Raw genomic sequence first — 25,738 nt, forward strand, 5'->3', positions numbered from 1 at the left:
AGGCCGGATCAGGCCTGTGACGGCAACGCAGGCGAAGGAGCGGATCCGGTGAGCACCGAGCGACCCGACAACGACGTGACGAGCCCCCGGCGGCGTTCGCCGCTCGCCGTGGCCTCGGTGGTGGCTGCCGTACTGCTGGCCGGGGGCGGCGGCGCGTACTGGGCCGCAACCGCGGCGGACGGCGACGGCAGGAGCGGCGACAACGCGGCGGGCAGTGAGAAGCCCGCCCCTCCCCCGCTGGCCGTGGACGGGCGCGCGGGCGGCCCGGCGGAACCCGGGGGGCCCTCCCGAGGCATCGCGATCGGTGAGCCCGATCCGAACGGTGGCCGGGTCGTCTACCGCGCCTCCGGCGAGCTGCCCGAGGGGCCGCGCACGGCGGCGGTGCGGCGCGCGGAAGGAACCGTCTCCGCGGCGGAGGTGGCCCGGCTGGCGAAGGCACTGGGCCTGGAGGGCACGCCGCGGGCGGAGGGCACGTCCTGGAAGGTGGGGTCCGACGGGGACGGCTCGGGCCCGGTCCTGCGGGTGGGCAAGCAGGCTCCCGGCACCTGGAGTTTCGCCCGGTACGGCTCCGGCGGTACGGACAACTGCGAGAGCACCACGGTCTGTTCCGGCCGGAAGGCGGCCCCGGACGGCGGCTCCGCGGTGAGCGAGGCCGCCGCCAGGGCTGCCGCGACGCCGGTCCTGAAGGCGGCGGGCCTGGGCGACGCCGCTCTCGACGCCCGCCAACTCATGGGTTCGGTACGGGTGGTGAACGCCGACCCGAAGGTGGACGGCCTTCCCACCTACGGCTGGTCGACCGGGATCCAGGTCGGTCCGGACGGTGAAGTGGTCGGCGGCAGTGGTCAGTTGAAGGGACTGGAGAAGGGTGACAGCTATCCGGTGATCAGCGCGGGCGAGGCGCTGAAGCAGCTGAACGGGGCGACGTCCCGGACGGACGGGCGCGCGGACATCGGCGGCTGCGCCACTCCCGTACCGCTGCAGGATGGCCTGAAATCACCTGAGGTCCACTGCGGGACGCGGACCGGTGCGGAGCCGCCGACGACGACCGTGACGGTCGACAAGGCGGTGTTCGGACTGGCGAGCCAGTACGTGGCGGGCAAGCGGACGCTCGTACCGTCCTGGCTCTTCTCGGTGCGGCCGGCCGCGCCCGGCCTGGGCAGCACCGTGTCGCAGGTCGCCGTGGACCCCGCGTACCTGACGAAGGACGCACCATCGACGACCCCGCCCCGTGGGGACACGGAGACCCCGCGGCAGGTCCTGTCGTACAGCTCCGACGGACGGACCCTGTCGGTGACGTTCTGGGGCGGGGTGTGCAGCACGTACGCGGCGAGCGCGACCGAGGACGGGAAGACTGTGCGGGTGACCGTGTCGGAGTCGAAGCCGGCCGACAACAAGGTCTGCGTCATGCTCGCCAAGGAGCTGACCCGGACGGTGACGCTGGACGCACCGCTCGGTGACCGGACGGTGGTCGACGCGGCGTCCGGCGGCGACGTGCCCCGCGCCTGACGCGCGCCCGCGCCGTACGACGACGGTGGCGGTCCCGGAATCCGGGCCGCCACCGTTCGTTCTGCCGATTCCGTCAGCGGTCAGCTGAAGGAGTCACCGCAGGCGCAGGAGCCCGTGGCGTTCGGGTTGTCGATCGTGAAGCCCTGCTTCTCGATGGTGTCGACGAAGTCGATGGAGGCGCCACCCAGGTACGGAGCGCTCATCCGGTCGGTGACGACCTTGACGCCGTCGAAGTCCTTCACGACGTCGCCGTCGAGCGAACGCTCGTCGAAGAAGAGCTGGTAGCGCAGGCCCGAGCAGCCGCCGGGCTGGACGGCTACGCGCAGCGCGAGGTCGTCACGGCCTTCCTGCTCCAGCAGGCCCTTGACCTTGGCTGCGGCGGCGTCGGACAGGAGGATGCCGTCGCTCACGGTGGTGGTCTCGTCCGATACGGACATCTGCTTCTCTCCCGGGTTGTACGGAGACTGCTTGCCGACGTTGCAACCGTCGGGACCGCGGATTCATTCCGGACCGAGCGCTTGCCTGTTCCATTCATGCTCGCACACCGGCCGCCCGGCGGTATGCGTCACATCGACACTATGGCCGTCGTCAAAGTGACGTGAACCGGATATGATAGATAACGTCAATTCGACGAAAAGGCTTTCCGCAGAGAAGAAAGGGTGCGTGACGTGACCACGGCCCACCCCGTCCAGGATCTCGACGTCCAGCCGACGCCCCTCGCCCTGCTCCTGCTCGGCCGCGAGGCCGACCCGAAGAGCGAGCGCGGCGTCGAGTGTCCCGGCGACCTGCCCTCCCCGTCCGACCCGGACCTGGTGGAACGTGCCCGCGCGGCCAGGGAGAAGCTCGGGGACAAGGTGTTCGTCCTCGGCCACCACTACCAGCGCGACGAGGTCATCCAGTTCGCGGACGTCACCGGCGACTCCTTCAAGCTCGCCCGGGAGGCGGCGGCGCGCCCGGAGGCGGAGTACATCGTCTTCTGCGGCGTGCACTTCATGGCCGAGTCCGCGGACATCCTGACCACCGACGACCAGAAGGTCGTGCTGCCGGACCTGGCGGCGGGCTGCTCGATGGCCGACATGGCCACCGCCGAGCAGGTCGCCGAGTGCTGGGACGTACTGACCGAGGCCGGAGTCGCCGAACAGGTCGTACCTGTCTCGTACATGAACTCCTCCGCCGACATCAAGGCCTTCACCGGCCGGCACGGCGGCACGATCTGCACCTCGTCCAATGCGAAGCGCGCCCTGGAGTGGGCCTTCGAGCAGAGGGAGCCCTCGGCGGGCAAGATCCTCTTCCTCCCTGACCAGCACCTGGGCCGGAACACCGCGGTCCGGGACATGGGGATGTCCCTGGAGGACTGCGTCCTCTACAACCCGCACAAGCCGAACGGCGGCCTGACCGCCGAGGAGCTGCGCAACGCCAGAATGATCCTGTGGCGCGGGCACTGCTCGGTGCACGGGCGCTTCTCGGTCGACTCCGTCAACGATGTGCGCGAGCGCATCCCGGGCGTCAACGTGCTGGTGCACCCGGAGTGCAAGCACGAGGTCGTCGCAGCGGCGGACCACGTCGGCTCGACGGAGTACATCATCAAGGCCCTGGAGGCGGCGCCGGCCGGCTCGAAGTGGGCGATCGGCACCGAGCTGAACCTGGTGCGCCGCCTGGCGAACCGTTTCGCGGCCGAGGACAAGGAGATCGTCTTCCTCGACAAGACGGTCTGCTTCTGCTCGACGATGAACCGGATCGACCTGCCGCACCTGGTGTGGGCCCTGGAGTCGCTGGCCGAGGGCAACCTGATCAACCGGATCGAGGTCGACCCGGAGACGGAGAAGTACGCGAAGCTGGCGCTGGAACGGATGCTGGCGCTGCCGTAGGGCTTCGCACCGACCCCCGGTCCCCGAACGCCGGACGGGCTGGATCCGAAGACGCACAAGGGCCCCGGCACCGTCGAAACGGTGCCGGGGCCCTTGTGCGTGCCTTGCGTTACGCCTTCGCGGGCTCCGGCTCCTTGACGGTGGCGTCCACCGCCTCGGCCGGCTCCGGGAGGCCTGCCTTCTTCGCCCGCTTGATCGCCTTCTTCTTCGCACGGCGCTCCTTGCGGAGCTCGACCATCGCGTAGAGCGTCGGCACCAGGAGCAGCGTCAGCAGGGTCGAGGTGACCAGGCCGCCGATCACCACGACCGCGAGCGGCTGCGAGATGAAGCCGCCCTCGCCGGTGACGCCGAGCGCCATCGGGAGCAGGGCGAAGATCGTCGCGAATGCTGTCATCAGGATCGGGCGGAGCCGGTGGCGGCCGCCTTCGATGACCGCTTCGACGACGCCCATGCCCTGCGTCCGGTACTGGTTGATCAGGTCGATCAGCACGATCGCGTTGGTGACCACGATGCCGATCAGCATCAGCATGCCGATCATCGCCGCGACGCCCATCGGGGTGCCGGTGATGACGAGCAGGCCGATGGCGCCCGTCGCCGCGAACGGGATGGAGACCAGCAGGATCAGCGGCTGGACGAGCGACCGGAAGGTCGCGACCAGCAGCATGAAGACGATCGCGATCGCCGCCAGCATGGCCAGGGCCAGCTTCACGAACGCGTCGGTCTGGTCCTCGGTGACGCCGCCGATGGTGGCGGTGGCGCCGTCCGGGAGGTCCAGGGCCTTGATCGCGTTCTGGAGGTCGGTGCCGACCGCGCCGGTGTCGTCACCGATGGGCTTGGCGGTGATCGTCGCGGCGCGCTGGCCGTCGATCCGGGTCATCGAGACCGGTCCGGGGACCAGCTCGACGTCGGCGATCTGACCGAGCTTGACCGGGCCGAGGGGGAGGTTCTTCAGCTCGGCCATCGTGGTGGCCGGGTGGGCGGAATTGATGACGACGTCACGCTCGGTGTCGTCCATGATCGCCTTGCCGGCCGGGGTCCCCCGCACCGCCCCGGCGACCGCCCCGCCGAGCGTGGTCTGGTCGAAACCGGCCTCCGCGGCCTTGGCATTGGCCTTGACCGAGATTCGCGGGACGCTCTGCGCCAGGTCGCTCTGGACGTCGGTGACGTCCTTGAGCTTGGCCACCTCGGCCCGTACCTCTTCGGAGGCCTTCTTCAGGACGTCCGCGTCCGCGGCCTTGACCACGACGCTGAGGTCCTGGCTGCCGAAGCCGTCGGCCGCGGCAATGGTGGTGTCACCGATGCCGTCGAGCTTGCCCAGGGCCTCGTCGATGCGCTTCTGGGCGGCGTCGTAGTCGGACGAGTCCTTCAGGGTGACCTGGTAGGACGCCTGGTTGGCACCCGTGCCGCCGCCGAAGGCCGCCATGAAGCCGGAGGAGCCGACGGTGACCTGGTAGTCCTTGACGCCCTTGTCGTCGGCGAGGACCTTCTCCACCTTCTTGGCCGCTTCGTCGGCGGCCGCCAGGCTGGTGCCCGGGGTGAGCTCCTGTTTGATGGACAGCACCTCCTGCTCGCCCGGGTCGAAGAAGGTGGTCTTCAGCAGCGGGGCCATGCCGAAGGTGCCGAGGAGCACGACGACGGCGATGACGACGCTGGTGATGCGGCGACGGGTGGCGAAGCGCAGCACCGGAACGTACAGCCGCTGGAGCCGGCTGCGGGCTTCCTTCTCCTCGGCCTCGCGACGGGCCTTGTCCGGGTCCTCGGCAGTGCCCTTCGGCGCGCGCAGGAACCAGTACGACAGGACGGGGACGACGGTCAGCGAGACCAGCAGGGAGGCCAGCAGGGCCGCGGTGACGGTCAGTGAGAACGAGCCGAAGAGCTCGCCGACCATGCCGCCGACGAGGCCGATCGGCAGGAAGACGGCGACCGTGGTGAGGGTCGAGGAGGTGACCGCGCCGGCCACTTCCTTCACCGCGGCGATGATCGCCGACTGGCGCTCCTCGCCGTAGCCGAGGTGACGCTTGATGTTCTCCAGCACGACGATCGAGTCGTCGACGACCCGGCCGATCGCGATGGTCAGCGCGCCGAGCGTGAGCATGTTGAGCGACAGGTCGCGGGTCCAGAGCACGATCAGCGCGAGGACCACGGAGAGCGGGATGGAGACCGCGGTGACCAGGGTCGAGCGCAGCGACGCCAGGAAGACCAGGATCACGATGACCGCGAAGAGCAGACCGAGCGCGCCCTCGGTGGTCAGACCGGAGATCGCCTTGGAGACGGCGGGGCCCTGGTCGGAGACGACGGTCAGTTCGGCGCCGGCACCGAGGTCCTTGCGGAGGTCGGGGAGCTTGTCCTTGACCGCCTCCGAGATGGCGACGGCGCTGCCGTCCTTGTCCATCGTGGCCATCACGGCGAGGCTCGGCTTGCCGTTGGTACGGGTGATGGAGACCGCGGTGGACGGCACCTGCTTCACCGTGGCGATGTCACCGACGCGGACCGGCTTGCCGGGCTTGCCCGTCGCCGGGTCCTTGCCGGTGACCCGCAGGTCCTCGATCTGCTTCAGGGAGGTGAAGGCGCCGCCGACCTGGACGGTGCGGCTCTTGCCCGACTCGGAGAAGGAACCGGCGGGGACGGTCGCGCCGCCCGCCTGGAGCGCCTGGGAGAGCGTCGCGGCGTTCAGGCCCGCCGCGGCGAGCTTCTTGTCGTCGGGGGTGATGGAGACCTGGAGGTCCTGCACACCGTCGATGGCGACCTGGCCGACTCCGTCGATGTCCTCCAACGCGGGGACGACAGTGCGGTCCAGCTGGTCGGCGAGCGCCTGCTGGTCCTTGTCGGAGGTGACGGCGAGGACGACGGTCGGGATGTCGTCCGTCGAGCCCGCGACGACCTGCGGGTCCACGGAGTCCGGAAGCTGGGCGCGGGCGCGGTTCACCGCCTGCTGGATGTCGGCGACGAGCTGCTTGGTGCCCTCGCTGCCGAAGTCGAAGGTCGCCATGATGACGGCGTTGCCCTCGCTGGCGGTCGAGGTGGTGCCGGTGACTCCGTCGACGGCCTTGATGGAATTCTCGAGCGGTTCGACGACCTGCTTCTCGACCACATCGGGGGACGCACCCTGATAGGGGGCGAGCACCGAGACCATCGGGAGTTCGATGGTGGGCAGCAGCTGCTGCTTGAGCTGCGGGATCGCGATCGCTCCGAATACGAGGGCGACGATCGAGATCAGTCCGATCAGGGCCCGTTGCGCGAGGCTGAATCTGGACAGCCAGGACATGGGTGGGTCTCTCTTCTGTGGCTTTGAGCGGCAGATGGGCGGGCGACCAGGGGACAGCCCCGACCCAGCTATACGATCGCCCACCCGCAAGGGCTCGGGCGTCGGCCCCAGGGCCACTTTCTTATGCCGCGCATACCGCAGGTGGAGTACGCCGTTTCTCCACCTGTCACTCCAACCTGGGGCGCACCAGGCCCGATTCGTACGCAATGACCACCAATTGAGCCCGGTCCCGTGCGCCCAGCTTCGCCATCGCCCTGTTCACATGCGTCTTGACGGTGAGCGGGCTGACGGCGAGCCGCTCGGCGATCTCGTCGTTGGAGCGGCCGCCCGCGACCAGGACCAGCACTTCGCGCTCGCGGCCGGTGAGCGCGTCGAGCCGCGCGGAGTACTCGGCGGTGTCCGGCCCGGCACCCCCCGAACTGCCGCCCTGCGCAAGGAAGGTGGCGATCAGCCCCTTGGTCGCGGCGGGCGAGAGCAGCGCCTCGCCACCCGCGGCGATCCGGATGGCGTTGAGGAGTTCCTCCGGTTCCGCCCCTTTTCCGAGGAAGCCGGACGCCCCTGCCCGCAGCGACTGCACCACGTACTCGTCCACCTCGAAGGTGGTGAGCATGACGACCCGTACGTCCGCCAGTTCCGGATCGGCGCTGATCATGCGCGTCGCGGCGAGTCCGTCCGTACCGGGCATCCGGATGTCCATCAGCACCACGTCGGCACCGGTCGACCGGGCGAGCTCCACGGCCTGAGCACCGTCGGCCGCCTCGCCGACCACCTCCATGTCGGCCTCCGAGTCGACCAGCACCCGGAACGCGCTGCGCAGCAGCGCCTGGTCGTCGACGAGCAGCACCTTGATGGGCGGTGTCATGCGTTCTCCCCCGTCCGGCCCGCCGCGCCCGGCCCTTCCGGCTCTGCCGTACGGGCCTCGACGGGCAGGATCGCATGGACCCGGAAACCGCCGCCGTAGCGGGGCCCCGCGGTGAGGGAGCCGCCGAGTGCGGTGACGCGTTCGCGCATGCCGAGGAGGCCGTGGCCGCCGCCGTCCGCGTTGTGGCCACCCCCGCCCGATCCGTTGTCGATGACGGTGATCTCGGCGGTGGCCCCGACCCGTACGACGCTCACCTCGGCCTTCGCGCCGGGGCCCGCGTGCTTGCGCACATTGGTCAGCGCCTCCTGGATCACCCGGTACGCGGCCAGGTCGACGGCCGCGGGCAATGGGGGCCGCCGGTCGGTGCAGGCCACCTCGACCGGGAGCCCGGCCCGCCGGACGGTGTCCACCAGCTCGTCGAGGACGGCGAGCCCCGGGGCCGGTTCGGTCGGCGCCTCCGGGTCGCCGGACTGGCGCAACAGCCCGACGGTGGCCCGCAGTTCGTCGAGCGCGGAGCGGCTGGCCTCCCGGACGTGGGCCAGCGCTTCCTTGGCCTGGTCGGGACGCTTGTCCATGACGTGGGCGGCCACCCCGGCCTGGACGTTGACCAGGGCGATGTGGTGGGCGACGACGTCGTGCAGATCGCGGGCGATCCGCAGCCGCTCCTCGGCGACCCGGCGCCGGGCCTCCTCGTCGCGGGTGCGCTCGGCCCGTTCGGCGCGCTCCCTGATCGCGTCGACGAAGGCGCGCCTGGAACGGACGGCGTCCCCCGCGGCGCCGGCCATGCCGGTCCAGGCGAAGACAGCGAAGTTCTCCTGGCTGTACCAGGGCGGCGGACCGAAGAACATCGCGGTGGCCGTCAGCACGGCCATGGTCAGCAGCCCGACCCGCCAGGTGGTGGGCCGGTCGGTGCGGGCGGCGACCGTGTACAGCGCGATGACGGTGCTCATCACCACGGGCGCGGGCGGGTCGGATCTCACCAGTTCGACGACCGTCAGCCCGGCGGTGGCCACGAGCACCGCCATGGGATTGCGCCGCCGCCAGATGAGCGCCACGGCACCGAGCACCATCAGGAGCACGTCGCCCGCCTCGGGCGCGCGGGTGCCGAAGGCGGCACCGTTCGGTGCGCCCGAGTGGACGAACGAACCGATGATCATGGCCACGAGTACGGCCAGGGCAAGCGCGGAGTCCAGCGCGAGGGGATGGTCGCGCAGCCAGTGCCGGACGCGCAGAACCCCGGTTCCGAGGGTGGTCACGTCAAGCTACGTTACGGCGTGTCGCGCGTGAATCGGTCCGAGCCGTACGGAGAAATCGGCCGTACCGGCCGTACCGGCCATAAGGAGAAGTCGTACCGCCCGTACGGAGAACATCGCACGAAGGAGCGCGGTCGTGCGGCGATGGCGGTATGGGCGTACGGAAGCGCTGAAGCGCCGCGGACACGGCCGTGCCCCGTGACCGGCGGACCGGACACGGGGCACAGGGCACGGACTCGTGCGGATGCTCGCGGGTGCGTGCAGGTGCTGGAGTGCGGCCGGCGTCAGCCGGGGATCAGGCCGTCGTCCCGGAGCATGGCGCGCACCTCTTCGAGGGTCGCGTCGGACGACGGCAGGATCAGTTCGGACGGCTCCAGGGAGTCGTCCGGCAAGGGTTCACCGAGCTCGTGCACCCGGGCGAGGAGCGCGTGGAGAGTGGAGCGGAAGCCGGGGCTGTCGCCGCGCTCCATCTCGGCGAGCAGTTCGTCGTCGAGCTTGTTGAGCTCGGCGAGATGGCTGTCGGCCAGGGCTACCTGGCCCTCCCCCATGATCCGTACGATCATGACGCCGCCTCAACTCTTGTCGAACCTGTGCGGGGACTGGGACGACTGCTGCTGCGCCGCGTCCTGCGGGCCGCCCTCGATCGCCTGCTGCTGAGTGGGGCCGCCGGCCAGCTCGGCCTTCATGCGCTGCAGCTCCAGCTCCACATCCGTACCACCGGAGATCCGGTCGAGCTCGGCGGCGATGTCGTCCTTGGCCGTACCGGTCGGGTCGTCCAGGGCGCCGGAGGCGAGCAGCTCGTCGATCGCGCCGGCCCGGGCCTGCAGCTGCTGGGTCTTGTCCTCGGCCCGCTGGATCGCCAGGCCGACATCGCCCATCTCCTCGGAGATCCCGGAGAAGGCCTCGCCGATCCGGGTCTGCGCCTGGGCAGCGGTGTAGGTGGCCTTGATGGTCTCCTTCTTGGTACGGAAGGCGTCGACCTTGGCCTGGAGCCGCTGGGCCGCGAGAGTGAGCTTCTCCTCCTCGCCCTGCAGCGTGGTGTGCTGCGTCTCCAGGTCGGTGACCTGCTGCTGGAGTGCGGCGCGCCGGGACAGCGCCTCGCGGGCCAGGTCCTCGCGGCCGAGCGCGAGCGCCTTGCGGCCCTGGTCCTCCAGCTTGGACGACTGACCCTGCAGCTGATTCAGCTGCAGCTCCAGCCGCTTGCGCGAGGTCGCCACATCGGCGACACCGCGGCGTACCTTCTGAAGCAGCTCCAGCTGCTTCTGGTACGAGTAATCGAGGGTCTCGCGCGGATCCTCGGCCCGGTCAAGGGCCTTGTTTGCCTTCGCGCGGAAGATCATCCCCATACGCTTCATGACACCGCTCATGGGCTTCGCGCGCCCCCTTCTGACGGACTGAGCTCCAGCACTCCAACAGAACCCACAGTACGGGTCCTGCCTCTATTACCGCACTGTTCGAGCACGGATGTGCTCCTCCCCAAGGACGACTGCACCCGGTCATCACTCCGGCCCAGGGTGTAGGTGGCGGTCCGGGAGACCGGGGGCGTCCACCGTGCGGAATCCCCATGGACACCTGCGAGGACGCCGTCCGTTGCCGGATCGTTCCCGACCGGCCTGGGGCGGTGACGATCGAACCCGTACCCTTGGGCCTTGTGTTCCGTAGCCGTTCGAAGGAAGAGAAGGCGTCCACCGGCAAGGTGACGGCCGACCTCTCCAAGCAGCCCCGCGACCCGCAGGCCCCCAAAGGTCGCCCCACCCCCAAGCGCAGCGATGCCCAGTCGCAGCGCCGTCGCGCCTCCAGTGGCGCGCCGCTCGATCGCAAGGAGGCCATGAAGCGGCAACGCGAAGCGCGCCGTGTGGACATGGCCAAGCAGCGTGAGGCGCTCGCCAGTGGCGACGAGCGCTATCTGCCGGCTCGCGACAAGGGCCCCGTGCGGCGCTTCGTCCGCGACTACGTGGACTCTCGCTTCTGCATCGCGGAGTTCTTCCTGCCGCTGGCCGTGATCATTCTGATCCTCAGCGTGATCCAGGTACAGAACATCCAGACCATCTCGCTGCTGCTCTGGCTGATCGTGATCGTGCTGATCGTGCTCGACTCGATCGGTCTCGCGTTCCGCCTGAAGAAGCAGCTGAACGCGCGCTTCCCCGATATGCCGAAGCGTGGCGCGGTCGCCTACGGCCTGATGCGTACGCTTCAGATGCGTCGGCTCCGGCTGCCGAAGCCGCAGGTCAAGCGCGGAGAGCGGCCCTGAGTACGGATGTCTCCGGCTCGGTCGGCGGTCCGTCCGCCGGCCGGCCGGCCCGCGCCACCTCTGCCGCCGCTCTCGTCACTGGGTTCTCGGGAGCCTCCTCGGTATGGCTGAAGGGGCTCGGCGGGCTGCGCAACACGGTCCGCCAGGAGCTGGTCGCGCGCCAGCTCGACGAGCAGATCGCCGCCCGCTTCCCGGTCGGGCAGCGGCTGCGCGTCCTCGACGTCGGCATGGGCCAGGGCACCCAGGCGCTGCGTCTGGCCAGGGCCGGGCACTCCGTGACGGGTCTGGAGTCCGATTCGGAGATGCTGCGGGTGGCCCGTGAGTCGCTCGGCAGCGAGCCCGCGGGCATCCGCGAGCGGGTCCGGCTGATCGAGGGCAACGGCCTGGACACGGGGGTGCACTTCCTGCCCGGCAGCTTCGACGTGGTGCTCTGCCACGGTGTGCTGATGTATGTCCGGGAGCCGGACGCGATGGTGGCCGGTCTGGCCCGGATGCTGGCCCCTGGCGGGCTGCTCTCGCTGCTCGTACGGAACGCCGACGCGCTGGCGATGCGGCCCGGGGCGGCCGGGGACTGGAACGCGACGCTGGCCGCCTTCGAGACGGATACGTACACCAACCGGCTGGGTCTCACGGTGCGGGCCGACCGGCTGGATGCCCTGACGGCCACGCTCGCCGGGATCGCGGCCCCCCTGCACGCCTGGTACGGGGTACGCGTCTTCACGGACAACGTGAGCAACGACGTGGAACTGCCGGCCGCCGCCGAACTGGAACGGTTGCTGGCCGCGGAGGACCGGGCCGGGCGGACGGATCCGTACCGCCGGGTGGCCGCGCTGCTGCATCTGTGCGGAGTGCGGGGCTAGGACGATCTGTGCGCGGTGCGGGGCTCCGGAGATCTCGGCCGGAGCCGTCCGGCGGCCTACCCGATCGGCCGAATCCAGCAGGCCACCGAGAGCCGCAAAAGCAACAATCCGAGCATGGACGCATTCCACTCCCCCAGCCATATACGCCGGCTGCTGCTGCCTCTGACCGCGGGGTTCTGTGCGGTCGCCCTGGTGAGCGGCTGCTCGGACGCGGAATCCGCTCCGCCCAAGACCGGTCCCACCGCTTCGGCCTCCACCGCCCGGGCCGCGGGTGATCTGCAGAGCGAATACCAGACCGTGATCAAGAACGTGCTGCCGTCGGTCGTTCAGATCGAGACCTCCAGCGGCCTGGGCTCAGGCGTCGTCTACGACTCCAAGGGCCATATCGTCACCAACGCCCATGTGGTCGGCGCCGACACGACGTTCAAGGTCACCGTCGCCACCGGCGAGAAGGTGCTGAAGGCCTCGCTGGTCGCCTCCTATCCGGAACAGGATCTGGCAGTCCTCAAGCTCGACACCACCCCGGACGGGCTGAAGCCCGCGAAGTTCGGTGACTCGCAAAAGGTCGAGGTGGGACAGATCGTGCTGGCGATGGGCTCGCCGCTCGGACTGTCCTCCAGCGTCACCCAGGGCATCGTCTCGGCGCTCGGCCGGACCGTCAGCGAGAGCCGGGCCGGCGGCGGCACGGGCGCGACGATCGCGAACATGGTGCAGACCTCGGCGGCGATCAATCCGGGCAACAGCGGCGGTGCGCTGGTCAACCTGGACAGCGAGGTGATCGGCATCCCGACACTGGCGGCGATCGACAGACAGATGGGTGACACCGCGGCGCCCGGCATCGGGTTCGCGATCCCCGTCTCGATGGTGAAGACGATCGCCGATCAGATCATCAAGTTCGGCGAGGTCAGGGACTCGGGCCGGGCGGCGCTGAACATCACCGGGCGCACGGTCGTCGACCAGAACTACCAGCCTGCCGGGGTGGCCCTGGTCAGCGTGACGAAGGGCGGCGCCGCGGAGAAGGCGGGGCTGCGGGCCGGCGACATCATCACCAAGATCGGCGATCTGCCGGTCACGACGATCACCTCCCTGTCGGAGGCGCTGGCCTCGGACAAGCCCGGCCAGAAGGTCACCGTGACGTATCTGCGCAACGGGGCGGAGAAGACGGCGCAGGTAACCCTGGGTGAGATCTAGGTGTTCCGGTGTTCTGGCCGGCCCTGATCCGCCGGACAGGCCCCCTGCCGTGACCGGCAACCTTCGCCGGTCACGGCACCGGCGTTCCCGGCCGTACAGGCAGAGCCATCGGCGTACGGGCCGGCAGCCCCGGCCCGTACGGGCTCAGGGCCCGGGCCCGTACCGCTGTCGCGCGCGGGGACGCGGGGATCAGCCCTCGTCGGCCTGGAGGCTCATGGGGCCGTAGATCTTGGTCGTGTCCTCGAAGAGCGTCACCTGGTCCGCCCCGCCGTCGAGGAGTTCCTTCCAGTACTCGCCGATCCAGGACTCAGCGTCACCCTGCGTAGTGAATTCTTCCGGCTGCAGGGCCGGCTCCGTCTCCGTACCGTCGGACTTCTCGAACCGCCACGTCCATGCCATGTCCGCCTCCTGGGTCGCTTCGCTGCCCGCAGCCTAGTGCCTACGACCAGTGCCGGTACGGGCCCTGCGCCTGCCCGGACGTCCCCCAGGTCGCGCACCGGTTGCGCGGACGCGGGAGGATCGGAAGCGTGGAACTGACTCTGCTCGGCACCGGAGCCCCCGACGGGCTGCCGCGCCCCGAATGTCCCTGCGCCGCCTGCGCCGCCGCCCGCGGGACGGCCTCGCGGGCCGCGACCGCCCTGCTGGTCGACGACGCGCTGCTGCTCGATCTCACCCCGGGCGCCGTGTTCGCCGCGGCCCGCGCGGGGCACACGCTCACCGGCGTACGGCAGGTGCTGCTCTCGCATCCGCACGACGGGCCCGCCATGGAGCTGCCCCGGGGGCTGCCTTCGGCGGGACGGGTGCCGGACGGGCAGGAGCTGACCCTGATCAGCGGGCACCGGGTGCGGGCGGTGGCGATGGACGCGCCGGGCACCGGCTACGAGGTGACCTCGCCGGAGGGCGTACACCTGCTGTACCTGCCGCCGGGTGCCGCGCCCTCCGGTCTCGCGGACCGGGCACCGCGGCCGTACGACATGGTGGTCGGCGACGTGGTCGGGCGGCCGGACGCGGTGGCGCGGCTGCGGGCCGTCGGGGCGATCGGGCCCACCACCGAGATCATCGCCGTCCATCTGGACCATGACGCACCGCCCGGCGCGGAGCTGGGCCGGCGGCTCGCGGCGGCCGGCGCGCGGACCGTCCCGGACGGGACGACGCTGGTGGTGGGCGAGTACCACACGGTGCCGGCGGTACCCCGGCGCACGCTGGTGACGGGCGGTGCCAGGTCGGGGAAGTCGGTGGAGGCCGAGCGGCGCCTGGAGACGTTCCCCGAGGTGGTGTACGTGGCGACCGGTGGCGGCCGGGAAGGGGACGCGGAGTGGGCGGCCCGGATCGGGCTGCACCGGGAGCGCAGGCCCGCCGCCTGGCGCACCGAGGAGACCTGTGAGCTGGTGGAGCTGCTGGAGTCGGACGGGCCTCCGCTGCTGATCGACTGTCTGTCGCTGTGGCTGACGGACGCGATGGACCGGGTGCGTGCCTGGGACGACGCGGCGTGGGCGGGCAGCGGCGAGAGCGCGCTGCGGGAGCGGACCGCCGAGCTGGTCGCCGCGGTGCGCGGGACGCGGCGCACGATCGTCGCCGTGACCAACGAGACCGGCTCGGGCGTGGTGCCCGCGACGGCTGCCGGGCGACGGTTCCGGGACGAGCTGGGCCGGTTGAACGCCGCGTTCGCCGACGAGTGCGAACAGGTGCTGCTGGTGGTGGCCGGACAGGTGCTGACGCTGCGCGGCTGACCGGGCCGCGCGGGCGACGACGCGGGAACGGAACACGAAGGAACGGAATCGCGGGAACAGGAGGAGCGGCCATGGCACGTATGCGACCGATGTTGAGCGGGGTTCCCGAGACCCTGCTGTGGACGCTCTACAACCGGGCGTACGAGGCGGGGCAGCGCTATCCGGTGCTGGACGACCCCGTGGCGCTCCGGCTGATGAAGGATCTGGACTACCCCTTCGAGGAGCGGTTCGGGCAGCCGAACGCGTTCCACTCGCAGGCCCAGGGGCTGCGCTCCCGCTGCTTCGACCTGGCCGTGCAGGAGTATCTCGCCGACCGTCCGCGGGCCACCGTGGTCGCGCTCGGCGACGGCCTGGAGACCGGTTTCTGGCGGGTCGACAACGGCCGGCTGAACTGGCTGAGCGTGGAGCTTCCGGAGGTCGCCGAGCTGCGGCGGGCGCTGCTGCCCGCCTCCGGACGGCTGCGCACCCTGTCCTGCTCGGCGACCGATCTGTCCTGGCTGGACGAGATCGAGGACCCGGAGTACCGCGGAGTGGTCGTCACGACGCAGGGGCTGCTGATGTATCTGCCCCCCGCGGAGGTACGGAGGATCCTGGCGGCCTGCGCTGAACGGCTGCCCGGCGGCGTCCTCGTGCTGGACACGATGGCGCGCTGGCTGGCCAGGGGCACGGTGACCGGCACGTCGAAGGTCGGCGGGATGACCATTCCGCCGATGCGCTGGGCGATGAACCCCGGCGAGCGGCACAAGCTGCGCAGTGCGCACCCGGCGATCACCGAGGTGCGGGCGCTGCGGCTGCCGCGGGGGCGGGGTGCGATGGGCGAGCTGATCCGGCTCCAGTCGCTGCTGCCGGGGCTGCGGACCCTGACGCCCGCGATGACGCAGCTGCGGTTCGGGTACGGATCCCCGCACTGATCCGGTGTCAGAAACGCGGCGGGTACTGTTCCGCAGTGAGCCCGCCGCCGGGCTCGCCGGCCCAATCCACGTATCGACCCGCGAGGCAGACCCCCGTGAATCTGGACGACTTCTCCGACCTGATCGAACGCCCCGACGGCGGCGTACGGCGCGACGCCGAGGAACGCCGGGAGCGCCTGGTCGTTCCTCCGGGCGCCCTCGGCCGCCTGGACGAGCTGGGCGAATGGCTCTCGGCCGCCCAGCAGTCCGTACCGGTCAAGGCGATCGAGCAGCCGCGCGTGGTGCTCTTCGCCGGTGATCACGGGGTCGCCGAACTGGGTGTTTCCGGACGCGCGGCAGGGAGCGCGTACGAGCTGGTCCGGGCCACGCTGGACGGTGCGACTCCGCTCGCCGTGCTGGCCCGTCAGTTCTCCGTACCGGTACGGATCGTCGACGCCGGGCTGGACTGCGACCCGGAGCTGCTGCCGGAGCCGGTGGTACGTCACCGGGTGCGGCGCGGCAGCGGCCGGATCGACATCGAGGACGCCCTGACGGCCGAGGAGGCCGAGCGGGCGGTACGTCTGGGGATGGCGATCGCCGACGAGGAGGCCGACTCGGGCACCGATCTGGTGGTGCTGGGCGATCTGAGCGTCGGCGGTACGACGGCCGCGGCCACGCTGATCGCGGCGCTGTGCGGCACGGACGCGTCGGTGGTCACCGGGCGCGGTGGCGCGGGGATCGACGATCTGGCGTGGATGCGCAAGTGTGCGGCGATCCGGGACGCGCTGCGCCGGGCCCGGCCCGTCCTCGGCGATCAGCTGGAGCTGCTGGCCACGGTGGGCGGCGCGGATCTGGCGGCGACGACCGGGTTCCTGTTGCAGTGCGCGGTGCGCAGGCTGCCGGTGATCCTGGACGGTGTGGTCTCGGCGGCCTGTGCGCTGGTGGCGCAGCGGGCGGCCTTCCGGGCACCGGACTGGTGGCTGGCGGGTCAGGCGAGCGGCGAGCCGGGGCAGGCCAAGGCCCTGGACCGGATGGCACTCAACCCCTTGCTGGACCACGGCGTCATCGTGGGAGAAGGAAGTGGGGCATTGCTCGCGCTTCCGCTCGTTCGGGCCGCGGCAGCGCTGGCGGCGGAGCTGCCGGAGCGCCCACCCGTCGCCGACGAGAAGGACGGCGTCGGCGAAGCGGCCGAGGAAGGCATGGCGGAAGGCGACGCGACCGGCGACTGACGGACCCGGCACGGCTGCGGCCCGCCGGAAACCGGCCGCAGCACGGTCCCCTCATGGGGCGCGATGCACCATATGATCGCTTTTTATGGGAGAGGTCCGATTGGCCACCGAGGAATCCGGGCGGGGCAGCACCCGGGCGCCGAGCACCGTCCGGTCGCGCCGCTGTGCCGCGTTCGCCATCTGGTACCTGCGTGTCGTGTCGTTCATCAATTTCCTGAGTGCCGTCTGGGTCACTCTCGGCAACGACCTGCGCCGCCACAACACCGCGAACTACTTCACCCCGTACCTGCTCACCGCGGGCTTCTCCTCCGGGGTGGTCGCGCTCTTCCTCGCGATCACCATGCGCCGCCGCAAGCGGGCCGCCTGGATCGTGAACATGATGGTGAGCAGTCTTCTGCTGGTGCTCTTCGTCCTGGTGATCCCGTTCCCGGAAGTCCGGCAGTACCCGCAGAACTGGATCTCGCTGACGCTGACCGCCGCCTTCGTCCTGGCGCTGGCCCTCGGCCGGCGTGAGTTCTACGCGAAGGGCGACAGTTCCAATCCGAAGCTGGCCGCGGTCGTCGCGGTCGGCGGGCTGCTGGCCACCTCGCTGATCGCCGCGGGCCTGGTCACCCTCACCAACACCGCGCACGACGAATTCCGTTCGACCTTCCTGGACCGCTGGCGCTACGGCACCCTGCGACTGATCTCGATCACCGACAACGACACCAACTACCCCGGGATCACCACGCCGGGCTGGGTCAACGTCAGCATCAACATCCTCTCCACCGCGCTGCTGATCGCCGTCGTGTACGCGGCGTTCCGGGCCCGCCGGGCCGTCGACCCGATCACCCCCGAGGACGAGGCCCGGCTGCGCGTGCTGCTCGACAAGCACGGTGAACGGGACTCGCTCGGCTACTTCGCGCTGCGCCGGGAGAAGAGCGTCATCTGGTCGCCGACCGGGAAGGCCGCCGTCGCCTACCGGGTGGTCGGCGGGGTCTCGCTCGCCTCCGGTGATCCCATCGGCGACCCGGAGGCCTGGCCCGGGGCGATCGAGCCGTGGCTGGCCGAGGCCCGCGAGCACGGCTGGATCCCGGCGGCGATGGGGGTGAGCGAGGAGGGCGGCACCATCTACGCGCGGCACGGCCTCGACGCCCTGGAGCTGGGCGACGAGGCGATCGTGGAGACCGCCGACTTCACCCTCGAAGGACGGGCGATGCGGACCGTCCGCCAGGCGTACAACCGGATCAAGCGCGCCGGGTACGAGGTGACCGTGCGCCGGCACGCCGACATTCCGGACGACGAGATGGCCGAACTGGTCCGGTGCGCCGACGACTGGCGCGACGGGGCTACCGAGCGCGGCTTCTCCATGGCGCTGGGCCGGCTCGGCGATCCGGCCGACGGCCGGTGCGTGATGCTCGAATGCCGCAACGCGGCCGTCGGGAAGGCCGGCGCGCCCACAGAAGAGGGCGCCGTGGCCGCCGAAAGTGGCGCCGTGACCGCCGAAAAGGGAAGCACCCCCGCCGCGAAGGGCACCGCGCCGGGCGAGTTGCGCGCCGTACTGAGCTTTGTGCCGTGGGGGCCGAACGGCCTCTCGCTGGACCTGATGCGCCGTGACCGCGACTCCGAGAACGGCCTCATGGAGTTCATGGTCATCGAACTCCTGCAGCGCGCCGAAGAGATCGGGATCACCCAGGTCTCGCTGAACTTCGCGATGTTCCGGTCCGTCTTCGAGCGGGGTTCACGGCTCGGCGCCGGACCGGTGCTGAGGCTGTGGCGCTCCATGCTCAGCTTCTTCTCGCGCTGGTGGCAGATCGAGTCGCTGTACCGCGCCAACGCCAAGTACCGGCCGATCTGGGAGCCACGCTTCATGCTCTTCGAAAAGAGCTCCGACCTGCTACGCATCGGCCTCGCCGCGGGCCGTGCCGAAGGGTTCCTGGAGGCGCCCGGTCTGCCCAAGTGGCTGCACCGCTCGCATCTCGGGGCCGGTGGATGAGTTTCGTACGCGCGCTGAGCGGGGCGGCCCGCCGCGAATGGGGTCCGCTCTTCACCACCGTACGCGCGGGGCTCGCCGTCTCCCGGCTGCGGGCGATCCCCCTGGCACTCGCCGCGGTCTGCCTGACGGCGCTGCTCCATGCGGTGCAGAACCAGCCGTGGGGGGCCGGGGCGGTGCGCGGGCTCGGGGCGGTGCGGGCCGAGGATCCGTTGTGGCAGGCCCTGCTGCGTACCCCGTTGTCGCTCTTCGTCCCGGCACCGGACCTGCCGGTGTGGGGGGCGCTGGCGCAGATCCTGGTGGTGTTCGGGACGGCCGAGATCTGTCTGGGCCGTTGGCGCACGCTCCTGATCGCGTACGTCGCGACGCTGGCCGGGACGCTGTACGCGCGGATCGGTGTCGCGCTCGGCCCGGACGGGCTGTTCGGGCTGCCCGCCGAGGACGCGCGGATCGTCGACACCGGCCCGTCGGCGGCGGTGGTCGGTCTCGCCGTCTACGTGTGCTGCCTCTACCGGGCCTGGTTCACCGGTGCGCTGGTGATCGCGGCGATGGTGGTCGAGATGCTCGCCAAGAACAACCTGGCCGGCAAGGAGCATCTGGCGGCGATCGCCGCGGTGCTCGTGCTGTGCGCCGTCACGGTCGGCCGGAACCGGCGCCGGTATGCGCGCGGCCGTGATCAGGGCTTGCGTCCGGGGGCCGGGACCCGGTCGGGTGCCCCGCCGATGAGGTCCTGAAATCTGCGGCGCGGGCCCGCCCAGCGCACATCGTGGTGGTAGGCGCGCAGCACCGCTCGGGCACGGGTGCGGTGACGGTTGCGGTAGAAGCGCTTCGCCCACATCGAGGTCGGCCGGGCCAGCCGGATCGCGCCGATCAGCGCGACGAACGGGACCAGGGTGCCGACGACCGCGAGCCGCGCCTTGCCCTTGAACAGGGCGATCAGCACGAAGCAGAAGTTGACGATCAGGGTCAGGACGACCCCGAGCCTGCCCTGCTGCTCGTCGGCGCTCAGCTCGTTCACGCCGAGCGGCGAGAATCCGGCCAGGACCAGCAGTACCAGCGCCGCGGTGAGGACGACGACCTCCACGCTCTGCCGGCCCTCCTCGGTCCAGTACACGTCGTCGAGATGGAGGATCAGGGCGAACTCGTCCAGCACCAGACCCGCACCCATGCCGAAGATCACCGCGCAGACCGCCGCGGTGACGCCGTGGTGCTCGCTGGCCACCGCCCCGAAGCCGCCGATGACGCTCAGCACCACGCCGGGCACCACGTGGTGGACGTGCACTCCGCCGGGCGTGATGTTGCGGAACGGCCCCTTCCCCGCCCTGATCATCCGGGTGATGAACCGGGTGATGGCGAAGGTGAGCACGAAGGCGGCCAGAGCGAGGAGCAACGGCAGCTTCCCCGGCTCGACGATGTTCACTTCGAACCAGTGACCCATGCCACCCACTCCCGATAAGCCGTTTTCGTCATGGTTCGTCGTGCTATGACCAATCTATCGGCCGGTCACAGCGATTAGCCTGCGCGCCGTGACCTCCCTGAACCTGCACGGCCTGCGTTTCGCGTTCGGCACCCTGACCGTGCTTCCCGTCCGCGTCACCCGCTGGGACCGCGGTACCGCCCGCGCCGGAATGCTGTGCGCGCCGCTGGCCGGTCTCGTCGTGGGGCTTCTCGCGGCGGTGCCCGGCGGCCTGTTGCTGCTGCTCGGCTCCGGTCCGCTGCTCGCCGCCGTCGCCTCCGCCGCCGTGCCCGCGGTGCTGACCCGGGGCCTGCATCTGGACGGTCTGGCGGACACCGCCGACGGCCTGGGCAGCGGCAGGCCCGCCGACGACGCACTGCGGATCATGAAGCAGTCGGACATCGGGCCGTTCGGGGTGATCACCCTGCTGTTCGTACAACTGGCCCAGGTCGCGGTCCTCGACCAGTTGTACGGGCAGAGCTGGGCGCGCGGCGCGGTGGCGGCGGCCGTCGCCGCGGTCACCGCCCGGCTCGCGCTCACGCTGGCGTCCCGTCAGGGCGTGCCGGCGGCCCGCCCGGAAGGGCTGGGTGCGGCGGTGGCGGGGACGGTCACGGTCCGGGCCGCGGTGGCGGCCGGGGCGGTCGTGGTCGCGGCCTGCGCGGGTGCCGGTGCGCTCTTCGGCGGCTACGGGGCGCTGCACCACGCCCTCGCCGCGCTGCTCGCCCTCGGCGCCGCCCAACTCCTGCTGAGACACTGCGTGCGCCGCTTCGGCGGGGTGACCGGCGATGTCTTCGGCGCGCTGGCGGAGACGGCGGCGACGGCGGCCCTGGTGGTGCTGGCGCTCGGTTAGGCCCTGTCCTGCCGGTCTTCGCGGGCCCGGAACGCCCGGCACGACACCTCGCCGCGTTGGGCCTAGACTCTGTCGGCTTCGGAGCCCGATCCGGCCGTGCCGTTCCGGGAACGCTCCCTCGGGCACTCCTGGCGCCACACGCCCAGTTCGTACTTCTTCCGCAGCGAGCTGAGCCCCAGCCGCTTCGACGCGGCGCAGAACCGGGCGACCGGCAGCTCGTACTCCACGTGGAAGACGGCCTTGCCCGCCTTCACGAACGGGGTGAGGGCCTCGCACTCCTCGTACTGCGCGCACTGCTCGTTGACCGCGAAGTCGAAGTCGGGCTCCAGCTCCGGTATCTGGCCGAGATCGTTCTTCAGGCCGACGGCGAGTCCGTGGCGGTGGGCGATACGGGCGACGAGCCGGTTGTAGCGCAACTGGTCGGCGGCGGTCAGCGGGAAGCCCGTACGGTTGCGGTAGCCGTCCATGTTGTCGGGTTCGACCGCGTCGAAGCCCTTCTTCGCGCACATCGCGATCCGCCGTTCCATCAGCGGCTCCAGGACGTCCGTGCGGCGGATGTCGAGCCAGTACTCCCCCTCCCAGCCGTTGCTCCTTCCCCGTACCGAGGCGGGGAACTTCCCGGCGTCCGGGCGGAAGTCCTCCCAGGCACCGGTGGAGAGGTAGCAGATCACCTTGCGGCCCCGGCGGTGCAGATCGGCGACCGCCGAGGCCTTGTGGTCGAAGCCGTCGATGTCGTACACCGGGACGTCCACCGTGGGGTCCAGCCGGCCGGAGAGCTGCCACTGCCAGCCGATGCCCGGCTCCGGCCGCCAGCGCTCCTTCGAGGCGGGCTCCGCAGCCGTGGTGCAGCCGGTCAGCAGGGCCGACAGCATCAGTACGGTGACGGGCAGCGCCCGGCCCGTTCCCCGCACACGTGCAGCCCCGCGGGCGCGCATGATCTTCTCCCCCTGTTGGTCCGGCACCACCAACGACCCTACGTCCACGGTCCGTTCCGGCCGCACGGACCCGGCCCCGGGCCGCCCCCGGGACGCCGCGGCGGGCCGCCGACGGCCCGCCGCCGTGATACCGCAGCAAAGGCGCGCGTAGGCTCATTCCCGGCACATTGCGGCGGCGTCTACGATGCGCCGGGCACGGTCGGCCCACCCATCGACCGACAACTAACTCAACGGAAGCGAGATTTCACCACCGTGACTGCTCTCACTCTCAGCACTGCCGGTGCGGCGACGCTGCGCGCCGACGCACTCGTCGTCGGCGTCGCCAAGGGCGCTGGGTCCAAGTCCGGGGACCTGGTCCTCGCACCGGGCGCAGAGGCCGTGGACAAGGCGTTCGACGGAAAGCTCGCCACCGTCCTGGAGGCCCTGGGCGCCGCAGGTGCCGAGGGCGAGGTGACCAAGCTCCCCGCCCCCGACGGCCTCAAGGTCCCGGTCGTCATCGCGGTCGGCCTCGGCTCCGTCCCGGCGAAGGACGAGGCGTACGACGCCGAGGCGCTGCGCAAGGCCGCGGGCTCCGCCGCGCGCGCCCTGGCCGGTTCGAAGAAGGCCGGCTTCGCGCTGCCCATCGCCTCCGTCGAGGACGCCGGGGCGATCGCCGAGGGCGCGCTCCTCGGTGCGTACGCCTTCACCGCGTACCAGGGCGGCGAGAACAAGCTGGCGCCCAAGAACAAGAAGAACGGCAACGGCCCGAAGCAGCCGCTCGCCGAGGTCGCCCTGCTCGGCGCCAAGCCGCGCGACAAGGCGTTCAAGGCGGCCGCGGACCGCGCGCTCGCGATCGTCGAGGAGATCAACCGCGCCCGCGACCTGATCAACACCCCGCCGAACGACCTGTACCCCGAGTCCTTCGCCGCCGTGGCCACCGCCGCGGGCAAGGAGCACGGCATCAAGGTGCAGGTCCTCGACGAGAAGGCGCTCGTCAAGGGCGGCTTCGGCGGCCTGCTGGGCGTCGGCCAGGGCTCGACGCACGGCCCGCGCCTGGTGAAGCTCGCCTACACGCACCCGAAGGCGGAGAAGACCCTGGCCCTCGTCGGCAAGGGCATCACCTACGACTCGGGCGGCATCTCGCTGAAGCCGGCCGGCCACAACGAGACGATGAAGTGCGACATGAGCGGCGCCGCCGCCGTCTTCGCGAGCGTCGTCGCGGCCGCCCGTCTGGGCCTGCGGGTCAATGTCACCGGCTGGCTGGCGCTCGCCGAGAACATGCCGTCGGGCAACGCCACCCGCCCCGGTGACGTGCTGCGCATGTACAGCGGCAAGACCGTCGAGGTCCTCAACACGGACGCCGAGGGCCGGCTCGTCCTCGCCGACGCGCTGACCCGCGCCTCCGAGGAGAACCCGGACGCGATCGTCGACGTGGCGACCCTGACCGGTGCCATGGTGCTGGCGCTGGGCAACCGCACCTTCGGCATCATGGCCAACGACGACGCCTTCCGTACCTCCATCCACGAGATCGCCGAGGAGGTCGGCGAGGCCTCCTGGCCGATGCCGCTCCCCGCCGACCTGCGCAAGGGCATGGACTCCCCGACCGCCGACATCGCCAACATGGGCGAGCGGATGGGCGGCGGCCTGGTGGCCGGTCTGTTCCTGCAGGAGTTCGTGGGCGAGGGCATCGCCTGGGCGCACCTGGACATCGCGGGCCCGGCCTTCCACGAGGGCGCGCCGTACGGCTACACGCCGAAGGGCGGCACCGGTTCCGCGGTCCGCACGCTGGTGAAGCTGGCGGAGCGCACCGCGGCCGGGGACCTCGGCTGACGTTCCCAGCTGGTGTACGGCCCCGGGCATACGTCCGGGGCCGTACGTGTTCCCCTGTCGGCATCGCGGCCCCGAATCCGGCCGGTTTCGCTCTCGACGAAATCCGTACGCCCTCCCGTCTCCCAACACCACCCTTCCGAGGCCGCGCTACGCTCCTACTCCTTTTTATTTCTACGCAGCGGTAACCACTCGAGACGGATGATCATCCGTCTCAGACCCGGGCCCCGCGTCCCGCCCACCGTCAACAAGTGCGAAGATGGGTTCTCGGCAGGACAGGGCCCCCACCACAGGGCCGAAAACAAAAGCGGCCGAACACCAGCCGACCGGCCGGTCATCCCCCAGCGACGGGGCCCGGCATACGGCGCACATGCATGGAGGACGTGACGTGGCGAACGACGCCAGCACCGTTTTCGACCTAGTGATCCTCGGCGGTGGTAGCGGCGGTTACGCCGCGGCCCTGCGCGGAGCGCAGCTGGGCCTGGACGTCGCTCTGATCGAGAAGGGCAAGGTCGGCGGCACCTGCCTGCACAACGGCTGCATCCCCACGAAGGCCCTGCTGCACGCCGGCGAGATCGCCGACCAGGCGCGCGAGGCCGACCAGTTCGGCGTCAAGGCCACCTTCGAGGGCATCGACATCCAGGCCGTCCACAAGTACAAGGACGACGTGATCTCGGGCCTGTACAAGGGTCTTCAGGGTCTCATCGCCTCGCGCAAGGTCACCTACATCGAGGGCGAGGGACGGCTCTCCTCCCCCACCTCGGTGGATGTGAACGGCCAGCGCGTCCAGGGCCGCCACGTGCTGCTCGCGACCGGCTCCGTGCCGAAGTCGCTGCCGGGCCTGGAGATCGACGGCAACCGCATCATCTCCTCGGACCACGCGCTGAAGCTGGACCGCGTCCCGAAGTCCGCGATCGTGCTGGGCGGCGGCGTCATCGGCGTCGAGTTCGCCTCGGCGTGGACGTCCTTCGGCACCGACGTCACGATCATCGAGGGCCTGAAGCACCTCGTCCCGGTCGAGGACGAGAACAGCTCGAAGCTTCTCGAGCGCGCCTTCCGCAAGCGCGGCATCAAGTTCAACCTCGGTACGTTCTTCCAGAGCGCCGAGTACACGCAGGACGGCGTCCGCGTGACCCTCGCCGACGGCAAGACCTTCGAGGCGGAGGTGCTGCTGGTCGCCATCGGCCGCGGCCCGGTCTCGCAGGGCCTGGGCTACGAGGAGGCCGGCGTCGCGATGGACCGCGGCTACGTCCTCGTCGACGAGTACATGCAGACCAACGTTCCGACCATCTCGGCCGTGGGCGACCTGGCCCCGACGCTCCAGCTCGCCCACGTCGGCTTCGCCGAGGGCATCCTGGTGGCGGAGCGGCTGGCCGGTCTGAAGACCGTTCCGATCGACTACGACGGTGTCCCCCGGGTGACGTACTGCCACCCCGAGGTCGCCTCCGTGGGCATCTCCGAGGCCAAGGCCAAGGAGCTCTACGGCGCGGACAAGGTCGTCGCTCTGAAGTACAACCTCGCGGGCAACGGCAAGAGCAAGATCCTCAAGACCGCGGGCGAGATCAAGCTCGTCCAGGTCAAGGACGGTGCCGTGGTCGGCGTCCACATGGTCGGTGACCGTATGGGCGAGCAGGTCGGCGAAGCCCAGCTGATCTACAACTGGGAGGCGCTGCCCGCCGAGGTCGCGCAGCTCATCCACGCCCACCCGACCCAGAGCGAGGCGCTCGGCGAGGCCCACCTGGCCCTGGCCGGCAAGCCCCTGCACTCCCACGACTGATCAGTCGACCGGGCGCGACGACCGACCTACTTCCGCA

The 25,738-nt window shown here is 70.7% G+C and carries 22 protein-coding genes; 13 read left to right on the top strand and 9 right to left on the bottom strand.

Features of this window, described 5'->3' with window-relative positions:
* Nucleotides 1-48 precede the first annotated feature (48 nt).
* On the top strand, nucleotides 49-1,506 hold the full coding sequence (locus ACZ7L9_RS01895; protein ID WP_471411610.1) for a hypothetical protein: 1,458 nt from the start codon (nucleotides 49-51) through the stop codon (nucleotides 1,504-1,506).
* A gap of 80 nt (nucleotides 1,507-1,586) precedes the next feature.
* Here ACZ7L9_RS01895 and ACZ7L9_RS01900 read toward each other — a convergent pair whose 3' ends face one another.
* Entirely contained in the window at nucleotides 1,587-1,943 is a 357-nt protein-coding gene (locus ACZ7L9_RS01900; RefSeq protein ID WP_030933606.1) for a HesB/IscA family protein, read from the bottom strand.
* A 222-nt stretch (nucleotides 1,944-2,165) separates the two neighbouring features.
* Between ACZ7L9_RS01900 and nadA the strand changes: the two genes are divergently transcribed.
* Entirely contained in the window at nucleotides 2,166-3,374 is a 1,209-nt protein-coding gene (gene nadA, locus ACZ7L9_RS01905) for a quinolinate synthase NadA (RefSeq protein ID WP_471411612.1), read from the top strand.
* Between the two features lie 109 nt (nucleotides 3,375-3,483).
* Here the strand turns inward: nadA and ACZ7L9_RS01910 are convergent, their stop codons facing one another.
* From ACZ7L9_RS01910 to ACZ7L9_RS01930, 5 genes are all read right to left on the bottom strand, one after another.
* The gene (locus ACZ7L9_RS01910) at nucleotides 3,484-6,639 is read right to left on the bottom strand and encodes an efflux RND transporter permease subunit (protein WP_471411614.1); all 3,156 of its coding nucleotides are present in this window, start codon (nucleotides 6,637-6,639) and stop codon (nucleotides 3,484-3,486) included.
* A gap of 166 nt (nucleotides 6,640-6,805) precedes the next feature.
* Nucleotides 6,806-7,501 carry a response regulator gene (locus ACZ7L9_RS01915; RefSeq protein WP_471411616.1) on the bottom strand — a complete coding sequence of 232 codons (696 nt, stop codon included), beginning with the start codon at nucleotides 7,499-7,501 and terminating at the stop codon, nucleotides 6,806-6,808.
* On the bottom strand, nucleotides 7,498-8,757 hold the full coding sequence (locus ACZ7L9_RS01920; RefSeq protein ID WP_471411618.1) for a sensor histidine kinase: 1,260 nt from the start codon (nucleotides 8,755-8,757) through the stop codon (nucleotides 7,498-7,500). Before ACZ7L9_RS01920 ends, ACZ7L9_RS01915 begins: the two co-directional genes overlap by 4 nt.
* Nucleotides 8,758-9,038: 281 nt before the next feature.
* Nucleotides 9,039-9,317 (bottom strand): PspA-associated protein PspAA, encoded by a 279-nt coding sequence (gene pspAA, locus ACZ7L9_RS01925; protein WP_471411620.1) that lies wholly within the window; start codon nucleotides 9,315-9,317, stop codon nucleotides 9,039-9,041.
* A 9-nt stretch (nucleotides 9,318-9,326) separates the two neighbouring features.
* Nucleotides 9,327-10,109: a PspA/IM30 family protein gene (locus ACZ7L9_RS01930; protein WP_471411622.1), complete on the bottom strand. Its 783-nt coding sequence runs from the start codon at nucleotides 10,107-10,109 to the stop codon at nucleotides 9,327-9,329.
* Between the two features lie 296 nt (nucleotides 10,110-10,405).
* Between ACZ7L9_RS01930 and ACZ7L9_RS01935 the strand changes: the two genes are divergently transcribed.
* The 3 genes from ACZ7L9_RS01935 (at nucleotide 10,406) to ACZ7L9_RS01945 (ending at nucleotide 13,056) form a co-directional block, all read left to right on the top strand.
* The gene (locus ACZ7L9_RS01935; protein ID WP_471412738.1) at nucleotides 10,406-11,005 is read left to right on the top strand and encodes a DUF3043 domain-containing protein; all 600 of its coding nucleotides are present in this window, start codon (nucleotides 10,406-10,408) and stop codon (nucleotides 11,003-11,005) included.
* A gap of 125 nt (nucleotides 11,006-11,130) precedes the next feature.
* Nucleotides 11,131-11,865, top strand: coding sequence for a class I SAM-dependent methyltransferase (locus tag ACZ7L9_RS01940; protein ID WP_471412739.1), 735 nt, complete (start codon nucleotides 11,131-11,133; stop codon nucleotides 11,863-11,865).
* A 114-nt stretch (nucleotides 11,866-11,979) separates the two neighbouring features.
* Nucleotides 11,980-13,056, top strand: a complete 1,077-nt coding sequence (locus ACZ7L9_RS01945; RefSeq protein ID WP_471411624.1) for a S1C family serine protease — start codon at nucleotides 11,980-11,982, stop codon at nucleotides 13,054-13,056.
* Between the two features lie 189 nt (nucleotides 13,057-13,245).
* Here ACZ7L9_RS01945 and ACZ7L9_RS01950 read toward each other — a convergent pair whose 3' ends face one another.
* Complete coding sequence (locus tag ACZ7L9_RS01950; protein ID WP_384460531.1) at nucleotides 13,246-13,455, bottom strand: hypothetical protein; 210 nt, start codon at nucleotides 13,453-13,455, stop codon at nucleotides 13,246-13,248.
* Nucleotides 13,456-13,583: 128 nt separating this feature from the next.
* Here ACZ7L9_RS01950 and ACZ7L9_RS01955 point away from each other — a divergent pair, with 128 nt between their 5' ends.
* The 5 genes from ACZ7L9_RS01955 to ACZ7L9_RS01975 all read left to right on the top strand — a co-directional run bounded on the left by ACZ7L9_RS01955 (nucleotide 13,584) and on the right by ACZ7L9_RS01975 (nucleotide 19,611).
* Nucleotides 13,584-14,786 carry a bifunctional adenosylcobinamide kinase/adenosylcobinamide-phosphate guanylyltransferase gene (locus ACZ7L9_RS01955; protein ID WP_471411626.1) on the top strand — a complete coding sequence of 401 codons (1,203 nt, stop codon included), beginning with the start codon at nucleotides 13,584-13,586 and terminating at the stop codon, nucleotides 14,784-14,786.
* Between the two features lie 71 nt (nucleotides 14,787-14,857).
* Nucleotides 14,858-15,697, top strand: a complete 840-nt coding sequence (locus ACZ7L9_RS01960) for a class I SAM-dependent methyltransferase (protein WP_471411628.1) — start codon at nucleotides 14,858-14,860, stop codon at nucleotides 15,695-15,697.
* Nucleotides 15,698-15,792: 95 nt separating this feature from the next.
* Nucleotides 15,793-16,905 carry a nicotinate-nucleotide--dimethylbenzimidazole phosphoribosyltransferase gene (cobT, locus tag ACZ7L9_RS01965; RefSeq protein ID WP_471411630.1) on the top strand — a complete coding sequence of 371 codons (1,113 nt, stop codon included), beginning with the start codon at nucleotides 15,793-15,795 and terminating at the stop codon, nucleotides 16,903-16,905.
* A gap of 85 nt (nucleotides 16,906-16,990) precedes the next feature.
* Complete coding sequence (locus ACZ7L9_RS01970) at nucleotides 16,991-18,880, top strand: phosphatidylglycerol lysyltransferase domain-containing protein (RefSeq protein ID WP_471411632.1); 1,890 nt, start codon at nucleotides 16,991-16,993, stop codon at nucleotides 18,878-18,880.
* On the top strand, nucleotides 18,877-19,611 hold the full coding sequence (locus ACZ7L9_RS01975) for a hypothetical protein (protein ID WP_471411634.1): 735 nt from the start codon (nucleotides 18,877-18,879) through the stop codon (nucleotides 19,609-19,611). The genes ACZ7L9_RS01970 and ACZ7L9_RS01975 overlap by 4 nt, the downstream gene beginning before the upstream one ends.
* Here the strand turns inward: ACZ7L9_RS01975 and ACZ7L9_RS01980 are convergent.
* A complete protein-coding gene (locus tag ACZ7L9_RS01980) occupies nucleotides 19,554-20,315 on the bottom strand; it encodes a hypothetical protein (RefSeq protein WP_471411636.1) in 762 nt (253 codons plus the stop codon). The genes ACZ7L9_RS01975 and ACZ7L9_RS01980 overlap by 58 nt on opposite strands.
* 88 nt (nucleotides 20,316-20,403) lie before the next feature.
* Between ACZ7L9_RS01980 and ACZ7L9_RS01985 the strand changes: the two genes are divergently transcribed.
* Nucleotides 20,404-21,183 (top strand): adenosylcobinamide-GDP ribazoletransferase, encoded by a 780-nt coding sequence (locus tag ACZ7L9_RS01985; protein WP_471411638.1) that lies wholly within the window; start codon nucleotides 20,404-20,406, stop codon nucleotides 21,181-21,183.
* A 62-nt stretch (nucleotides 21,184-21,245) separates the two neighbouring features.
* On the opposite strand, the gene ACZ7L9_RS01990 is transcribed toward ACZ7L9_RS01985, so the two are convergent.
* Entirely contained in the window at nucleotides 21,246-22,118 is an 873-nt protein-coding gene (locus tag ACZ7L9_RS01990; RefSeq protein WP_471412740.1) for an endo alpha-1,4 polygalactosaminidase, read from the bottom strand.
* Nucleotides 22,119-22,370: 252 nt separating this feature from the next.
* Here ACZ7L9_RS01990 and ACZ7L9_RS01995 point away from each other — a divergent pair, with 252 nt between their 5' ends.
* A complete protein-coding gene (locus ACZ7L9_RS01995) occupies nucleotides 22,371-23,927 on the top strand; it encodes a leucyl aminopeptidase (protein WP_471411639.1) in 1,557 nt (518 codons plus the stop codon).
* Nucleotides 23,928-24,312: 385 nt separating this feature from the next.
* Nucleotides 24,313-25,701 carry a dihydrolipoyl dehydrogenase gene (gene lpdA, locus ACZ7L9_RS02000; RefSeq protein ID WP_471411641.1) on the top strand — a complete coding sequence of 463 codons (1,389 nt, stop codon included), beginning with the start codon at nucleotides 24,313-24,315 and terminating at the stop codon, nucleotides 25,699-25,701.
* Nucleotides 25,702-25,738 lie beyond the last annotated feature (37 nt).

This window comes from Streptomyces sp. NPDC111516 (genome assembly GCF_055635345.1).